Origin of the sequence: Streptomyces sp. NPDC005784, from assembly GCF_042871525.1 — a bacterium.
In the GTDB taxonomy this organism is placed as follows: Bacteria; Actinomycetota; Actinomycetes; order Streptomycetales; family Streptomycetaceae; genus Streptomyces.
The window spans coordinates 206,846-222,047 of the sequence record NZ_JBIAIQ010000003.1; the positions used below are offsets into that span (position 1 = coordinate 206,846).

Below are 15,202 nucleotides of genomic sequence, written 5' to 3' on the forward strand. Positions count from 1 at the left end.
CGCGCGGCAGGCTCAGAGCATGCGAGGTCGTGCGCGCGGCGGGCTCAGAGCGTGGACGGCGGCCGCATGCGGAAGTCGTAGCGCTCCGGCAGCGGCTCGTCACCGAGCCGGGACCACAGCCGGTCGATGGTCTCCGCTCCCTCCCGCAGGTCGGCGACCTCGAAGCCCGCGTCGAAGATCGCCCGTGCGTCCTCGCGGCGGCCCTCGGCGAGGAGCAGTTCGGCCTCGACGAGGCGGAACCGGCCCCGGTCCCGGGTTCCGGGGAGCAGCCGATCCCACACGGCCCGCGCGTCCGCCGGACGGCGGGCCGTCAGCAGCGCCTCGACGGCCTCGCGGCCGAGCGCGGCGGTCGCCGCGGTCCACCGTTCCCCGTCGTCGCGACGCTCCCGGCACAGGTCGTCGAAAGCCTCGGCGTAACGGTCGGCGGCGCGCTCGTGGTTGCCGGCCTCCTGGTCGGCGACGGCGAGGCAGCGCAGCAACGGCCAGAGCGACGGCGCGAGTTCGAGTGCGCGTTCCCAACTCCGCACGGCCTGGGCGACATCACCGGCATGCCACTGGGCGACTCCGAGGTGGTACTCGGCGATCGGTACGGCCGGTGCCGTCTCCAGCATGTCGCGCCAGTGCGAGGCCACCAGGGTCTCGCCGGGCGGCCCGACCCGCCGGGGCTCCGGGAACGCGCCGGACCGCAGGAGTTCCCGCCACGGCGCCTGGTCGTCGCCGAGCGTGCTCTCGTCGAAGGGCGTACCGGGCAACTTGTGGGCGGCGCGCAGCACTTCGAGTGCTCCCCAGCCGGATCCGACGGCGAGCACCTCGCCGGGATCCGAGTCGGCGTGCGGCAGCCAGGCGGCGTACGCGGCGTCGACCGTGTCCCGGGTGAGGGCGCTCTCCAGCCGGCCCTCGACGTCCGCCCGCGCGGCCTCCCAGTCCGCCCCGTGCGCCGTCTCCGCACTCACGGACAACGGCCCGTAGGCCTCCAGCCAGGAAACATCGCTCTCGGCTTCGAGCCGTACGTGTTCGAGCTGGGTGCGGGCGAGTCCGGCCTGGATCTCGCAGTACCCGCCGGTCCCCGGCTCGGTGAGCCACTCCTGCCAGCGCCGCCCGCCGGGCCCCGAGCCCCAGACGAACAGCTTGCGCCCGCGCAGGACATCGGTGGACGTCTGGACCAGCCCCTCGCCCGCGTCGTCGACCGCGGCGATCCAGCGGCGCCGCCCGTCGGGCACCTCGTAGAAGTAGTCCGCGGGGAAAGTGCTGTTGAGCGGGTACGTCCGGTCGATCCCGTCGTACGTCGGCACAGGTACCCGGCGCAGCCGTCGCTCGTAGCCGAAGTGATAGGCCTCCTCGGCCGGGGCGAGCACCCTGCGCCCCTCGGGGACCGCGATGTTGGACCACCAGTACAGCGGGGCGGGCTTCTCGTGGGGATTGCGGACGCGGACGCCGACGTACAGGAAGTCGGAGCCGTCCGGCAGCCACAGGTCGACCTGGAAGGGGAGGTCGCGCAGCCGTTCCCACTCCCACAGCCGCAGCATCTCGCCGCCGTCGGGGGCGGGAACGCGGGCGGCGTGGACGGGTGAGCACGACAGGGTGGTGTGCCCGGTCGCGCCGATGTTCCACTCGATGCCGCCGGAGAACCAGGCGCCGTTGAGGGCGAAGCAGGCCGGCTGGAGCACCGGGTTGCTGTAGAGGAGTTCCGTCGCGGAGGGTTTGTGGAAGAGCGAGACGATACGGCCGCCGAAGCCGGGCAGCACGGTGGCCCGCAGCCGGTCGTTCTCGATCACGATCGTGTCGAGTTCGCGGAGCGGCCGTTCTCGCTCGTAGCCGTCCCGTATGCGCTCAGGCAGCACGCTGCGCAGCGGCTCGTACCCGATCTGCCGGGCCATGTCGCTCGGCAGGCCGACGCGGTCGCGGTCGTCGATGGTGTGCATCTCGTCGAGGGTCCGCAGGGGCGGCAGCGGGTTGCTCGGGCCCAACTCCGCTGCCGGGAGGGTCAGTACGTCACGTCGGATCGTCGTCACGATGACCATGGAACATGGTCATCGGCCTCCTGACCAGGGTATCCGCTCGTCAGAATCAGGTCAGGATTCCGCAAAGGCGCCGACGACCAGGTCCGCGAGGAGCGCTCCCGCGGTGCCGTCGGGGTCCAGGTCGGGGTCGTAGATGGTGACGTTGAGGCCGACGCAGTGCGGGGAGCGGACCAACGGGCCGAGCAGCGTGAGGAGTTCGTCGGGGAACAGGCCCTCGGGGTCCGGGCTGTCCACGGCGGGCATCACGGTCGGATCGAGCACGTCGGCGTCGAAATGCACCCAGAAGCCGTCCAGGTGCGGAAGTTCGAGGGTCGCCAGGGTGGCCCGCGCGATCGCGTCCACCCCCCAGGTGCGCAGCTCCCTGACGGTCGTCGTGGGGATCTTCAGTGCGGCGAGTTCGTCGCGGTCGTCGTAGTCGCGGATGCCGGGGGAGGCATGTATGCCCGGGGAGGCATGTATGCCCGGAGAGGCATGTGCGCCCGGGGAGGCATGTGTGCCCGGGGAGGCATGTGTGCCCGGGGGAGGCATGTGTGCCCGGGGGAGTCGCGTGCGCCGGGGTGGCCGGGGTGCCCGCGTGTACCGGGGAGCCACAGTAGGTGCCGTCTCCCGGGGTGCCCGCCCGCGCTCACCCGCGAGCGGTCCTCGGCCGGCGTGGGCTGTCGTCGGCCGGCGTGGGCTGTCGTCAGCGGGGCGTGGGCTGTCGTCAGCGGGGCGTGACCATCTCCGCGGTGATCGCCCACCGTTCGTGGTCCCTCCAGGCACCGTCGATGTGGATGAAGGCCGGCGAGAAGCCTTCGAGCCGGAAACCGCAGCTCCGGGCGAGTGCGATCGACGCCGCGTTGCCGGGCTGCACGTTGATCTCCAGCCGGTGCAGGCCCATCTCCCCGAAGGCGTACCGCACGACGAGACCGAGCCCCTCGGTCATCAGCCCGCGCCCCGCGGCGTGCGCGAAGGCGCCGTAGCCGAGGGCACCGCACAGGAAGCCGCCCTCGACGATGTTGTTGACGTTGATGAAACCGGCGATCCCCCCGCCGTCCCGTTCACAGACGAGGAACCCTGCCTTGGTCGGGTCCTCGATGAGCCGCCCCGCGTAGGCGGCATAGGCGTCGACGCTGCCGGGCGGAAAGAGCCACGGCTGGTGGAGGCTCTTGCTCTCCCTGGCCCGCGCGGTGAACTCCGCGGCGTCGTCGAGGGTGAAATGCCGTATGCCCACACGGGGGCCCTCGGCGAGACAACCGGCGTTCTCAGGCATCCCGTCACCTTACGCGAGCAGGTGTTTCAGCGTCTGCGTCTCGCGGCGTACGCACCGCACACCAGGCCGATCAGCCCGGTGGCGAGCAGCGCCACCCACAGCGGCATGATCACCTCGGGGATGAGCAGCCGGATGCTGGTGCTGCGGGTGTTCTCGAAGATGAAGATCAGGGCAAGGACGGCCAGTACGAGGACGGCGACCCTGGCCGGCGTCAGCGGCCCTTCGCGGGTGCCCTTGCCGCCGCTCGTACCGGCGCTCTTGGAAGTCTTCGGGCTCATGCGCTCAGCATGATCCAGAAGGCGCCGGTACGCGCGGCGGGAGCATCCTCCGGGTGACCGAGGTGACGGGCGCCGCTCGTCCCCGGCCACCGGGGCACCGGCCTGCCGGCGTCCCGGGCGTCGCGCCCGCGACGGCGCCCAGGACCGCGCCCCCGACCGGCCATGACCAGGGTGGACGCGTGCGGGACGCGACCACGAATGGGGCGCGACCGTGAGCTACGCACGAGCGCGGACGGCCGACGACCGCGAAAGGGGCGCACCCCTCAGCGCGGCGCTCCCGTGACGTCAGAGCAGCGCCGGCTCGTCCAGTGTCAGTGTCCCCGCGTCCGCGTCGAGTTCGGCGCGGACGCCGAACGGCATCGTCAGCGTCCCCTCCGCGTGCCCGAACCCGAAGTGCTCGACGACCGGAACGCCGAGACCGCCGAGCCGGTCGGCGAACACTGCGCGCAGTCCGTCGTACGGTCCGCAGTCCACCCATGAGCCGAGCGCGACCCCGGCCACCCCGTCGAGCCAGCCGGTGCGCAGCAGTTGCGTCAGGATCCGGTCCAATCGGTAGGCCTCCTCGCCGATGTCCTCGATCAGGAGCAGCCCGTCCCGGGCGGAGACACGGGCGTGCGGTGTGCCGACATCCGCGGCCAGCAGACTCGCGCAGCCGCCGAGCGTGACACCGCGGGCCTTCCCGGGAACGAGCGGGACGGCTTCGCCGGAGGCGATGGTCCGCACCGACTCGGGTTCGAAGAGGGTCGCCCGCAGATGCTCCTGCGACCGGGCGTTCTTCAGAAAGCCCACGGACGCGACCATCGGCCCGTACAGGGTCGCGAGCCCCACCCGCGTGGCGAACGCCTCGTGCAGTGCGGTGATGTCGCTGAAGCCGAGGAAGACCTTGGGGCCCGCGGCCCGGATGGCGTCCCAGTCGAGCAGGTCGATCATGCGCTGGGCGCCGTAACCACCACGGGCGCACAGAACCGCGGCCACGTCCGGGTCGCACCAGGCCGCCTGGAAGTCGGCGGCCCGGTCCGCGTCCGTGCCCGCCAGGTAGCCGAACTCGGCGTGCCGGTCCAGGACATGGGGGGCGACGACCGGGTCGAGGTCCCAGCCGCGCAGGATGTCGAGACCGGCCTCCAGCCGCTCCTCGGGGACGGGCCCGCTGGGCGCGACGACCGCGACCCCGGCCCCGGCGGCGAGCCGCGCGGGTCGGGTCAGGGCGGTGATCGGTGCGGTCGTTCGGGTCACTCGTACTGCTCCAGTTCCTGGTGCTTCATCCGGTCGCGGTCGTCTCGCGCCGGGGCTCGCGAAGGGCCGCGTGACAGGGTCCAGGCTGCCACGGCGGCCCGAACCGACCCGAACCGACCCGGCTCGGCCCGGTCCGCTCCCCGACGGCCGGCGGCCTCACTTGGACAGCTCCAGAGTGGGAATGCCGGGCGGGTTCAGTCCGAAGACCTGGGCGTACAGGGAGAGTTCGGACTCCAGGGCACACACCATCGTCTCGGCGCGCCGGAAGCCGTGCCCCTCCCCCTCGAAGGCGATGTAGGCGTGCGGAACACGGCGGCCCTGCTCCTCGAGACGGGCGAGGAAGCGTTCGCACTGCACGGGCGGGCAGACGGCGTCATCGAGTCCTTGGAGCAGCAGGAAGGGCGCGGTGATCCGGTCGGCGTGGGTGGACGGCGACCGCTCCGCATACCGGCCCGGCACCTCGGCGATCGGACCGACCAGCGATTCCAGGTACTGCGACTCGAAGTCGTGGGTCTCGCCCGAGGCCCATTCGGTGAGGTCGATGACGGGATAGAGGATCGTGCCGCAGGCGTAGACGTCGGTGGTGGCCAGCGAGGCTGCGGTGGTCCAGCCGCCCGCGCTGCCGCCCCGGATCGCGAGCCGGCGGAGGTCGGCGGTGCCCTCTTCGGCGAGCGCGAGCGCGACAGCCGCGCAGTCCTCGACGTCGACGACGCCCCACTGTTCGCGCAGCTGGTTGCGGTACTCCCGTCCGTGGCCGGTCGATCCGCCGTAGTTGACCTCGGCCACGCCGATTCCGCGCGAGGTGAAGTAGGCGATCTCCAGGTCGAGAACGAGGGGCGACCGGCTGGTGGGCCCGCCGTGGGCCCATACGACGTACGGCGGGAGTTCGTCGCCGAGGCCGACATGGTCGGGGTGGTGCGGCGGGTAGATGTGCGCGTGGACCTCGCGTCCGGCGGGGCCGGTGAAGGTGCGGATCCGGGGTTCCGGGTAGTACGCGGGGTCGACCGGGTCGTCGTGGGCGGCGCCGATCACCCGGGCCCGCCCGGTGCTGGCGTCCAGTTCGACGACCTCGTGGGCGCTGCGGGGGCTGGCTCCGACGCCGACGACCCTGCTGCCCCGCACGGCGAGTGTCGGCGCGAACTCGGTCCAGGGGCCGGCCGCGTCGACGAGCTCGCCGGTCTCCGGGTCCAGTATCCCGAGCGCGGTGGCACCCCGTCCGTGGACGACGGCGACCAGGCCGGTGTCCAGGGGCGCGAACCAGCGCTGTCCGACCCTCCAGAGGGGTCCGCCGAACTCCTCCTCGCGCGGACAGACGGCGATCGCCTCGCCGTCCGCGCCGAGCCGGTGGAGGTTCCACCAGCCGCTGCGGTCGCTGACGTAGAGCAGGGTGCCGTCGGCCGCCCAGTCGGCCTGTGCGACGGACTCGTCCGGGCCCCCCGCGACGGTCCGCGGGGCGGACAGTGTGCCGTCCTCGGTGACGTCCGCGAGGATCACCTCGGTGCCGTCCCAGGGCATCCGGGGGTGGTCCCAGGCGAGCCAGGCCGCCTGCCGGCCGTCGGGCGAGAGCCGGGGCCCGGTGACGAACCGGTACCGCCCGTCGGACAGCTCCCGCACGGCGTCCCGGTCCTGCGCCGCCGAGCCGTCCAGCGGCACCGCGACGACGGCCCGGCGCAGGTCGGTGGGTCCGTCCCCGGTGAACTCCTCCATGACGCACCACACTTCGCCACGCTCCACCCGCAGCTGCGGGTCCACCCAGCGCAGTCCGCCTCCCACCGTCGAGAGGGGGGTCAACGGGCGCGGTTCACCGCCGGGTTCACAGCGGTAGAGGCGCTGGTCGGCGAAGTTCACGAAGACGACCAGTGGGCCCTCGGGTCGCATCACCCCCGCCCAGGGATTGCCGCCGTACTCCATCACGCGGCTGCGCACGTTCCAGGGGGCCGGGAGCACCGGCTCCTCGGTGCCGTCCGTCTTCCGCCGGACCAGTGTGCGCCGTCCGCCCTCGGTCGGCCGGGGCTCGGTCCACCAGGCCTCGTCGCCGACGAAGCCGACGAACTCGGGATGTCCGTCGTGCGCGGCGGCGAGCGTCGCGTCGATCGGCGAGGGCCATGAGCCGTATGGCGTGGTCTGCATCTCGTCCCCCTAGGCCGTACGCAGAAAGCGGTCGAGAACGCGGACGCCGAAGTGGAGCGCCTCGACCGGGACGCGCTCGTCGACTCCGTGGAACAGTGCCTGGTAGTCGAAGCCCTCCGGGAGCTTCAATGGCGCGAAGCCGTAGCCGGTGATGCCGAGGCGGGAGAACTGCTTGGCGTCCGTGCCGCCCGACATGCAGTACGGCACGACATGGCCCTCGGGTGCGAACTCCTCGACGGCCGCGCGCATCCTCGCGTACGTCGGCGAGTCCAGCGGCGCCTGGAGGGCCACCTCGTGGTGATGGAACTCCCACTCCACGTCGGGCCCGGTGAGCCGGTCCATGGTCGAACGGAACTCTTCCTCGCCGCCGGGCAGATATCTGCCGTCCACGTACGCGACGGCCTCCCCCGGAATCACGTTGATCTTGTAACCGGCGCTCAGCATGGTCGGGTTGGCGCTGTTGCGGACGGTCGGCTCGACGAGCGCGGCGGCCGGGCCGAGCTTGCGCAGGAGGGCGTCCACGTCGTCCAGGCCGCCGTCCACGCCGTACAGGGCGGCGAGTTCGGTCAGGGCGGCCCGCACGGTCGGGGTGATGTGCAGCGGCCACTCATGGGCGCCGATGCGGGTGATCGCGCCGGCGAGGCGGGTCACCGCGTTGCTCCGGTTCACCTTGGAGCCGTGGCCCGCCCGTCCCCGGGCGGTGAGCTTGAGCCAGCCGGTGCCGCGCTCGCCCGCCGCGATCGGATAGAGCTGTCGGCCGCTGCCGTCGTGGAAGGTGAACGCGCCCGACTCGCTGATGCCCTCGGTGCAGCCCTCGAAGAGTCCGGAGTGCTTGTCGGCGAGGAAGCCCGAGCCGTCCTCGGCGCTCGCCTCCTCGTCGGCGGTGAAGGCGATGACCAGGTCGCGCCGGGGCCGTACCCCCTCGCGCGCCCAGGCCCGGAGGACGGCGAGGATCATCGCGTCCATGTTCTTCATGTCGACCGCGCCCCGTCCCCAGACGACGCCGTCGCGGATCTCTCCGGAGAACGGGTGGACGCTCCACTCCTCGGCCTGCGCGGGCACCACGTCCAGGTGACCGTGGACGAGCAGCGCGTCGGCGGACGGGTCGGTGCCCTCCAGCCGGGCGACGACGTTCGTACGCCCCTTGGTGCGCTCCAGGAGTGTGGGTTCGAGGCCCGCTTCGGCCAGCCGCTCGGCGGCGTACTCGGCGGCCGGGCGCTCCTGGCAGTCTCCGCCGCCGCGGTTGGTCGTGTCGATCCGGATGAGGTCGGAGGTGAACCGGACGACCTCTTCGAGTGCCCGTGCGTCAGCCATACTGCTCCTCCACCGCGGCCGAGACGATCGTGGTGACCGCCTTGAAGGTCCGAATCCCCTCGTACATGGTGTCGCTGGTGTACGCGATCTTCCGCTCCCCGACGCGGCCGACACCGGGTACGACGGTGGCGGCCATCGCCAGGTGCTCGGCGTCGAACTCCAGGGCGATGGTGAACGGGCCGCCGACGACCGGCTCGTGCCGCACGGCCAGCGCCGCCGCCTCCTTGGCCGCCGCCCGGATGTCCGCGGCGGTCCTGACCGGTGTGCGGCACACGGCCGCGTACCGCGAGACATGGTCCTTCACGGCGACCTTCAGCGCCTCGGGCGCGTACCCGAGGGCGTCCTCGCACGCCACGTCGTCGCCGGTGACCAGCACGACCGGTACGCCGTACTCGGCGACGACGTGGGCGTTGAGCAGCCCTTCACTGGCCCGTACGTCGTTGATCCACACGCCCGTGATGGAGTTCGCCAGATAGGTGTGCGCGAGGACGCCCTCCATGCCCGCTCCGGCGTGGTAGCCGACGAACGCGATGCCGTCCACGTCGTCGTGCTGCACGCCCTCGACCATGGACAGCGACTTGTGCCGCCCGGTGAGCATCTCCGCTCTCTCGTCGAGCCTCTCCAGCAGCAGGTTCCGCATGGTCCAGTGGGCTTCGTTGATCAGCACCTCGTCGGCGCCGCCGTCGAAGAAGCCGAGGACCGCGGCGTTCACGTCCGAGGTGAACAGCGCGCGGCACCGCTCCCACTGGGGTGTCCCCGGCAGCACGTCGGCCGGCCAGGTCACACCCGTGGCGCCTTCCATGTCGGCGCTGATGAGGATCTTCATGCCCGAAACCGTACGCGCTTCGGCCTGGGCCCGGCAGAGCCTGTGGACAACTCTCACCGGTCCAGACCACTGATGTCACCCGGAGCGTCCGGCCACCAGCCACCGCGACGGAAGTTCGATGGCGGTGCCGTCGGGCATGTGCTCGGTCGTGACGAGCGGGAGTTCGCCGCTCGCGAGGACCAGGAGGCCCGCCTGCCGCAGGTACTCGGGGACGGCGTTGTCAGTGACCTCGCCCGGGGCGATGCCGTGCCGGAACACCGGGGCCAGCTTGGCCGGAGGGCCGTCCGGACTCTGGGCCAGCCCCCGCAGGAGCGGACCGGCGGCCTCGGCGAGCTCGACCAGGAAGACCAGGCCCCGCTCCCCCACCAGAGTGGCCAGTCCGTCCGCCAGCGGCTGCCGGTCGTCCGGCTCGGTCTGGTGGAGCACGCCCCGCATATAGACGTTGGCGTCGCCGAGCTCCGCGTGCAGCGCCTCGGTCTCGGTCTTGTCCGCCACGTCGAGCAGGCGGTAGCGGGCCCGGCCCGTCGGATCGGCGGTGCGGGCGTGGTCGAGCGCCGCCGGCGCGAGGTCGGTGCCGACGACCTGCGGGAAACGGTCGGCCAGGAAGCGGGTCTGGGTGCCGTTGCCGCAGCCGAGGTCCACAAGGGGCAGGTCGGGTGCCGTCAAGCGCGGCTCGAAGAGGGCGAGGTGGACCGCGGCCGTGAGCGCGGGCTCGGCGTCCCAGAAGACCCCGCCCTGTTCGCCGGGGGCCTCGCGCCAGAAGCCCTCCCAGGCCCCTCTGTACCGACTGCTCACGCTCATGCCCGCTCCCGGGGTCGCGACCGCGCCCGCCGGGTCCCGGCGGGCCTGCTCGGTCTATCGCGCCCGGCGTGCGGCGACAAGCCGACGGCGCATTCCTTCACCGCGCATTCGAAGTCCGTACGCCCTCGCACGCCGAGCCTGCCTCATGCCGTGCGGGCGTCACGGATGCGTGTCCGCATCACGGGAACGAACCTTCTGCCGGGAGGACATGACGGCGTCGCGGGATCAACTCAGTTTCGCGGGAGCGCCAGTTCGAACCACACGGTCTTGCCCGCGCTCGTGCGGCTGGCCCCCCACTCGCGGGACAGTGCGCTGACCAGTCGCAGGCCGCGCCCGAACTCGTCGCCGGGACCCGCGCTGACCAGGTTCGGGAGTGTGTGGTCGTCGTCGTCCACCTCGCACAGCAGGGTGTCGCCGCGAACGAGCCGCAGCTCGATCCGGCGGCTGTGCGCATGCCGTACGGCATTGGTGACCAGCTCGCCGACCATCAGCTCGGCGTTGTCGGCGAGGCCTGACAGACCCCACACGTGCAGCTGTTCGCGGACCACGGCGCGCGCCCTGCCGACCTCGACCGGGTCGAGCACCAGGCGCCATGCGGCGACGTCCGCGGACTCGATTCCGTTGAGCCGGGCCATGAGCAGGGCGACATCGTCCTTGCGCCCACCGCGGGTGTTGAGTGCGCGGATGATGGTGTCGCAGGCGTGGTCCATGGAGGCGGCCGGGTGGGCGGCGGACTCGCAGAGGGTGGCGAGGCCGACACCGATGTCCTCGCCGCGCACCTCGACGAGCCCGTCGGTGCACATCACGAGCCGGTCGCCGGGCTCCACGCGCACGTGGACCGCTTCGAAGGGCACTCCGCCGACCCCGATGGGCGCTCCGGTCGGCAGATCGAGCAGCTCGCTGCGGCCGTCCCCGGCACGGACCAGGACCGGCGGGATGTGGCCCGCGTTGGCGATGTGCAGCTTTCCGGCGATCGGGTCGTAGACGGCGTACAGGCAGGTCGCGAGATAGTTGTCGCCGAGGCGCTGGGCGAGGTCGTCGAGGTTGCGCAGAAGCTGGGCGGGCGGCAGGTCGAGCGCGGCCATGGTCTGCACGGCGGTGCGCAACTGGCCCATCATCGCGGCGGAGTTGAGGCCGTGACCCATGACGTCTCCGACGACCAGGGCGGTGCGCGAGCCGGGCAGTTTCACCGAGTCGAACCAGTCGCCACCGACGCGTCCGAGGAGCGTTCCCGGCAGATAGCGGGTGGCGATGTCACAGCCGGCCATCCGGGGCGCGATGGTCGGCAGCATACTGTCCTGAAGGGTCTCGGCGACGCTCTCCTGGTACGTGTACATGCGCGCGTTGTCCAGCACCAGGCCTGCGCGGGCGGCCAGTTCGGCGCCGGTGACCCGGTCCATGTCGTTGAACTCGACGCGCTCCGGGTGACGCAGCAGGATCATGAACCCGAGGACCACATTGCGGGCCTTGAGAGGCACGACCAGCATGGAGCGGTGGGTGATGAGCGGCCTGATGTCGCGCTTCTCGAACTGCGCGGCGATCATGTGTCCCATCTGCTCGCTGATGCGCGGCACGAGCACGGGTTCACCGGTGGTCATGCACTGGAAGAACGGTGTGTGCGCCGGGAAGGGCATGGCCTCGCCGACCGGCACGACATCGTCCCAGCGACCCGGCTCGTCCGTGTGCTCCAGGGCGACCCGGTGCCACATCGTGGTGGTGTCGGGCACGCCTTCGGGAAAGCCCTCACCGGCGACGACCTGCTCACGCAGATAGGTGCCCGCCACGTCCGTGAAGCGCGGCACGACGGCCCGGCTGACCTCCAGGATGGTCTGCGACAGGTCGAGGGAGGTTCCGATGCGCCCGCTGACCTCGTTCAGGAACTCCAGGCGCTCACGCACGGCGACGTACTCGAGGTCCTCGCCCTCGTCGTCCGGGAGGTTCTGCGTCACGGGCACGCCGGAGACCGCCGCCCGCGCCGCACGCTCGCGGCGCGCCTTGCGTTCCGCGCGCCTGGGCACTCCCCAGTCGGGGGTGACGGGCACCAGATCGTTCTGGCTGAACTCCAGGACGGGATAGCCCAGTTCCAGAACCTGCGAGACGATCCGGGCGCTCTCGCCGACGCTCATGCTGGGCAGGATCTCGGGCAGCCGGCGAGCCAGCTCCTCGGAACCGGGGAAGTCGGTGTGCAGCGCGAAGCCGGGCGCGATCCGCTCCAAGGAGACGTCGTCCTCGTGCCGCATCGCGGCCGCGTCGGCGGCGAGCACGAGCAGCCGCTCCTTGCCGGGGCCGACCAGCGGGTAGGCCCACCACAGGACGTCGATCCGGCCGGGACCCGCCACGGTGAGCCGGGCGCGGCCGGCGGCCGGATAGGAGAGCCGCCCGTCCAGGGAGGACTCCAGGCCGCGCCCGAGTCCGTCGTACGTCGCGTAACTCCCGAAGGGGGCCGCGTCCGTGTCCTCGGGGAGCGCGCCGGAGACGGGGAGCAGGTCGACGACGTGCCGGCCCAGCGCTTCCTCCTTGGGGGCGCCGAACATGCGCCGCGCGCCGCTGCTCCAGTGGGAGACGAGCCCGCCGCGATCCACGACGACCACGGCCAGCGGGATGCGACCGGCGGCGGCGTGCCCCACCGCGCCGTTCCCAGCTCCGCGGCTGGGAGCTGCGCCCATTTCGGTGCCACGGTCCATGGCCCAGGCCCTCTCTCCCCACGGCTCCGCAAGATCTGCGCCGCCCCCACTACCGTACGGCGGCGGCCCGTCGAGATGTGTGGCAACAGGTGAATTGACCTCCGCGGGGGCGGCTCCGGCGCGCGGCGCGCCCCTCGGGACGCCTGTTGTTCCGGTCCGCCCGGCCCGTGGGCCCGGGCCGGGTACCCGGCCCGGGTCCCCACATCGCGCACCCAGCCCGCCGACCCGGACCGCATACCCGGATCGCGCGTGACCTTGGGTCAGTCCTCGTGCCCGAGTTGCAGGTCCCGTTCCGTCCGGCCGCCCCCGGCGACCTGGAGCACGGTGGCCACCGGCGGGTAGCCGGCCGCGATGACGGTGTACTCGCCGGACGACAGATCGATGAACCGGAATGTTCCGTCAGGGCCGGTGGTGAGGGTGTCCACGACATTGCCCGCGGCGTCCAGCAGCGTCACGCGCGCGTCCTCGACGGGCCGTCCGCCGCCCGCCCGGACGGTGCCGCGCAGCACGGCGCCACCCGCGAGTTCGACGTCCTGGCGGGTCTCCCGGGCCGCCTGGACGGTCACCGGGAGCGCGGCCGGGCGGAACGCGGGCGCGCCGGCGGCGAGGGTGTACTCGCCGGCCACCAGTTCCGTGATGACGTAACCGCCCTCGCGTGCGCTGCGGGTGGTGGCCACCACCTCGCCGTGCGCGTTGGTGAGGGTGACGGTGGCGTCCCGCACCGGGGTGCCGTCCGCGGTCAGCACGCTGCCGGCGAGGCGCCCCGCGCCGCCGAGCACGACGTCGAGTTCCACCGGCCGTTCGCCGACGGTCACCGAGACGGCCTGCGGCTGGTGGCCGCCTGCCGCGGCGATCAGCACGTACGAGCCTGCGCCGGGCGTGGACAGCGCGTACCGGCCGTCCTCCGCGCTGGCGCCCCGCCCGATCTGCTGTCCCCCGATGTCGATGAGGGTGAGCGCGGCGCGCGCCACGGCGGTGCCGTCGGGGTGCTGCACCGTGCCGCAGACGGGGATCCCGGCGGCGTACCCCGAACGGGCCTGCGGAATGCGGACGTTCATCCGCGCGGCCTCCGGGTCGGAGGTGGATGCGTTGTGGGACACCAGCGGTCTCTCCTTGAGGAAGAAGGCGATGAACAGGCCGAGGACGAGGACCGGCACGAGGTAGAGGAAGATCCGCGGCATGGCGTCCGCGTAGGCGCCGATGTACTGGTCGCGCAGCGCGGCGGGCATCGCGTGGACGAGCTGCGGTGTGATGGACTCGGAGTCCGGGGTCGTCCCCGCGCGCGTGGGGAGGCGGTCGGCGAGCGCGTCGGCCAGCCGGTCGGCGAAGAGCGTGCCGAAGACGGCGGCGCCGATGCTGCCGCCGATCTGCCGGAAGTAGTTGTTGGCGCTGGTCGCGGTGCCGAGGTCGGACACGCGCACGGAGTTCTGCACGGCGACGACCAGGACCGGCATCACCATGCCGATGCCGACGCCGAGGACCGCCATCCAGACGCTGTAGTGCAGCCGGGGAGTGTCGGCATCCAGGCGGGAGAGCAGCCACATGCCGAGGGCCGAGAGGGCGCAGCCGAGGACCGGGAAGACCTTGTAGCGGCCGGTACGGCTGATGAGCTGCCCGGAGACGACGGAGGCGACGACGATGCCGCCCATCATGGGGAGCATCAGGAGCCCGGATTCCGTGGCACCGGCGCCGTCGACCATCTGCAGGAACGTGGGGAGATAACCGGCGGCCCCGAAGAGTGCGGCTCCGACGACCAGACCGACGAGCGCGGTGACGTTGAAGACGGGGTCCCTGAACAGCCGTAGCGGGATGAGGGGTTCGACCGCGAAGCGCTCGACGACGAGAAAGAGCACCGTCGTGGCGACCGCGCCCGCCGCGAGTCCGAGGACGACCCGTGAGCCCCAGGCGTACTCGGTGCCGCCCCAACTGGTCAGCAGGACCGCGCAGGTCGACGCGGCGGCGAGGAGCACCACTCCGAGGACGTCGACACGTCCTCGGACGGCGGGCTTCGGCAGTTTCAGTACGACGGTGACGACGGCCAGCGTGACCAGGCCGAAGGGCACGTTGATGTAGAAGCACCACCGCCACGAGAGATGGTCGGTGAAGTAGCCGCCCAGCAGGGGTCCCGCGACCGAGGCGAGCCCGAACGCGGCGCCGATCAGCCCCATGAACCGGCCCCGTCGGCGCGGCGGCACGATGTCCGCGATGATCGCCTGCACGCCGATCATGAGGCCGCCGGCACCGATGCCCTGGACCGCGCGGAAGGCGATCAGCTGGTCCATGGTCCGTGCCCGTCCGGCGAGCGCGGAGCCGATGACGAAGACGACGATGGCGAACTGGAAGACGCCCTTGCGGCCGTAGAGGTCGCCGAGCTTGCCGTACACCGGGAGTCCGACGGTGGAGGTGAGCAGATAGGCGGTGATCGCCCAGGACATCCGGTCGAGGCCGTGTAGCTCTCCGACGATCTTCGGGAGCGCGGTGGCCACGATCATCTGCTCAAGTGCGGCGAGGAGCAGGGCCGGGATCAGCCCGCAGAAGATCAACCGCACCTGGCGCGGGGCCGGTCGGACAGGCTCGGCGGCCACCGGAGCGGGCTTCCGCGCGGGTGCGACGGCCGGTTCGTCCTGCACCAGAGTGATCCCGCCCACGTACCGCTCCCCTCG

At 72.1% G+C, this 15,202-nt stretch carries 11 protein-coding genes; all 11 read right to left on the minus strand.

Annotated features, from left to right (window positions below):
- Nucleotides 1-44: 44 nt before the first annotated feature.
- The 11 genes from ACFYR3_RS06390 to ACFYR3_RS06440 all read right to left on the minus strand — a co-directional run bounded on the left by ACFYR3_RS06390 (nt 45) and on the right by ACFYR3_RS06440 (nt 15,187).
- Nucleotides 45-2,021 carry a DUF5107 domain-containing protein gene (locus ACFYR3_RS06390; RefSeq protein ID WP_389281774.1) on the minus strand — a complete coding sequence of 659 codons (1,977 nt, stop codon included), beginning with the start codon at nt 2,019-2,021 and terminating at the stop codon, nt 45-47.
- A 51-nt stretch (nt 2,022-2,072) separates the two neighbouring features.
- Nucleotides 2,073-2,549 (minus strand): arginase family protein, encoded by a 477-nt coding sequence (locus tag ACFYR3_RS06395; RefSeq protein WP_389281776.1) that lies wholly within the window; start codon nt 2,547-2,549, stop codon nt 2,073-2,075.
- A gap of 175 nt (nt 2,550-2,724) precedes the next feature.
- Nucleotides 2,725-3,273: a GNAT family protein gene (locus tag ACFYR3_RS06400; RefSeq protein WP_355840298.1), complete on the minus strand. Its 549-nt coding sequence runs from the start codon at nt 3,271-3,273 to the stop codon at nt 2,725-2,727.
- Between the two features lie 26 nt (nt 3,274-3,299).
- On the minus strand, nt 3,300-3,551 hold the full coding sequence (locus tag ACFYR3_RS06405) for a DUF1049 domain-containing protein (RefSeq protein WP_355840297.1): 252 nt from the start codon (nt 3,549-3,551) through the stop codon (nt 3,300-3,302).
- Nucleotides 3,552-3,836: 285 nt separating this feature from the next.
- Nucleotides 3,837-4,763: an LD-carboxypeptidase gene (locus ACFYR3_RS06410; protein WP_355840357.1), complete on the minus strand. Its 927-nt coding sequence runs from the start codon at nt 4,761-4,763 to the stop codon at nt 3,837-3,839.
- Nucleotides 4,764-4,940: 177 nt separating this feature from the next.
- On the minus strand, nt 4,941-6,914 hold the full coding sequence (locus ACFYR3_RS06415; RefSeq protein WP_355840296.1) for an LpqB family beta-propeller domain-containing protein: 1,974 nt from the start codon (nt 6,912-6,914) through the stop codon (nt 4,941-4,943).
- A gap of 9 nt (nt 6,915-6,923) precedes the next feature.
- Entirely contained in the window at nt 6,924-8,228 is a 1,305-nt protein-coding gene (locus tag ACFYR3_RS06420; protein ID WP_355840295.1) for a M20/M25/M40 family metallo-hydrolase, read from the minus strand.
- Nucleotides 8,221-9,054 (minus strand): M55 family metallopeptidase, encoded by an 834-nt coding sequence (locus ACFYR3_RS06425; protein ID WP_355840294.1) that lies wholly within the window; start codon nt 9,052-9,054, stop codon nt 8,221-8,223. Before ACFYR3_RS06425 ends, ACFYR3_RS06420 begins: the two co-directional genes overlap by 8 nt.
- A 75-nt stretch (nt 9,055-9,129) precedes the next feature.
- Nucleotides 9,130-9,855, minus strand: a complete 726-nt coding sequence (locus ACFYR3_RS06430; RefSeq protein ID WP_355840293.1) for a class I SAM-dependent methyltransferase — start codon at nt 9,853-9,855, stop codon at nt 9,130-9,132.
- Nucleotides 9,856-10,085: 230 nt separating this feature from the next.
- Nucleotides 10,086-12,539, minus strand: coding sequence for a SpoIIE family protein phosphatase (locus tag ACFYR3_RS06435; RefSeq protein WP_389281780.1), 2,454 nt, complete (start codon nt 12,537-12,539; stop codon nt 10,086-10,088).
- Nucleotides 12,540-12,799: 260 nt separating this feature from the next.
- Complete coding sequence (locus tag ACFYR3_RS06440) at nt 12,800-15,187, minus strand: MFS transporter (protein WP_389281782.1); 2,388 nt, start codon at nt 15,185-15,187, stop codon at nt 12,800-12,802.
- Between the last annotated feature and the right edge of the window lie 15 nt (nt 15,188-15,202).

Coding starts and splice junctions, on each gene's coding strand:
- ACFYR3_RS06405 (WP_355840297.1), bottom strand. CDS start 3,551: ATGAGCCCGAAGACTTCCAAGAGCGCCGGTACGAGCGGCGGCAAGGGC.
- ACFYR3_RS06400 (WP_355840298.1), bottom strand. CDS start 3,273: ATGCCTGAGAACGCCGGTTGTCTCGCCGAGGGCCCCCGTGTGGGCATA.
- ACFYR3_RS06425 (WP_355840294.1), bottom strand. CDS start 9,054: ATGAAGATCCTCATCAGCGCCGACATGGAAGGCGCCACGGGTGTGACC.
- ACFYR3_RS06415 (WP_355840296.1), bottom strand. CDS start 6,914: ATGCAGACCACGCCATACGGCTCATGGCCCTCGCCGATCGACGCGACG.
- ACFYR3_RS06430 (WP_355840293.1), bottom strand. CDS start 9,855: ATGAGCGTGAGCAGTCGGTACAGAGGGGCCTGGGAGGGCTTCTGGCGC.
- ACFYR3_RS06395 (WP_389281776.1), bottom strand. CDS start 2,549: ATGCCTCCCCCGGGCACACATGCCTCCCCGGGCACACATGCCTCCCCG.
- ACFYR3_RS06420 (WP_355840295.1), bottom strand. CDS start 8,228: ATGGCTGACGCACGGGCACTCGAAGAGGTCGTCCGGTTCACCTCCGAC.
- ACFYR3_RS06435 (WP_389281780.1), bottom strand. CDS start 12,539: ATGGACCGTGGCACCGAAATGGGCGCAGCTCCCAGCCGCGGAGCTGGG.
- ACFYR3_RS06390 (WP_389281774.1), bottom strand. CDS start 2,021: ATGGTCATCGTGACGACGATCCGACGTGACGTACTGACCCTCCCGGCA.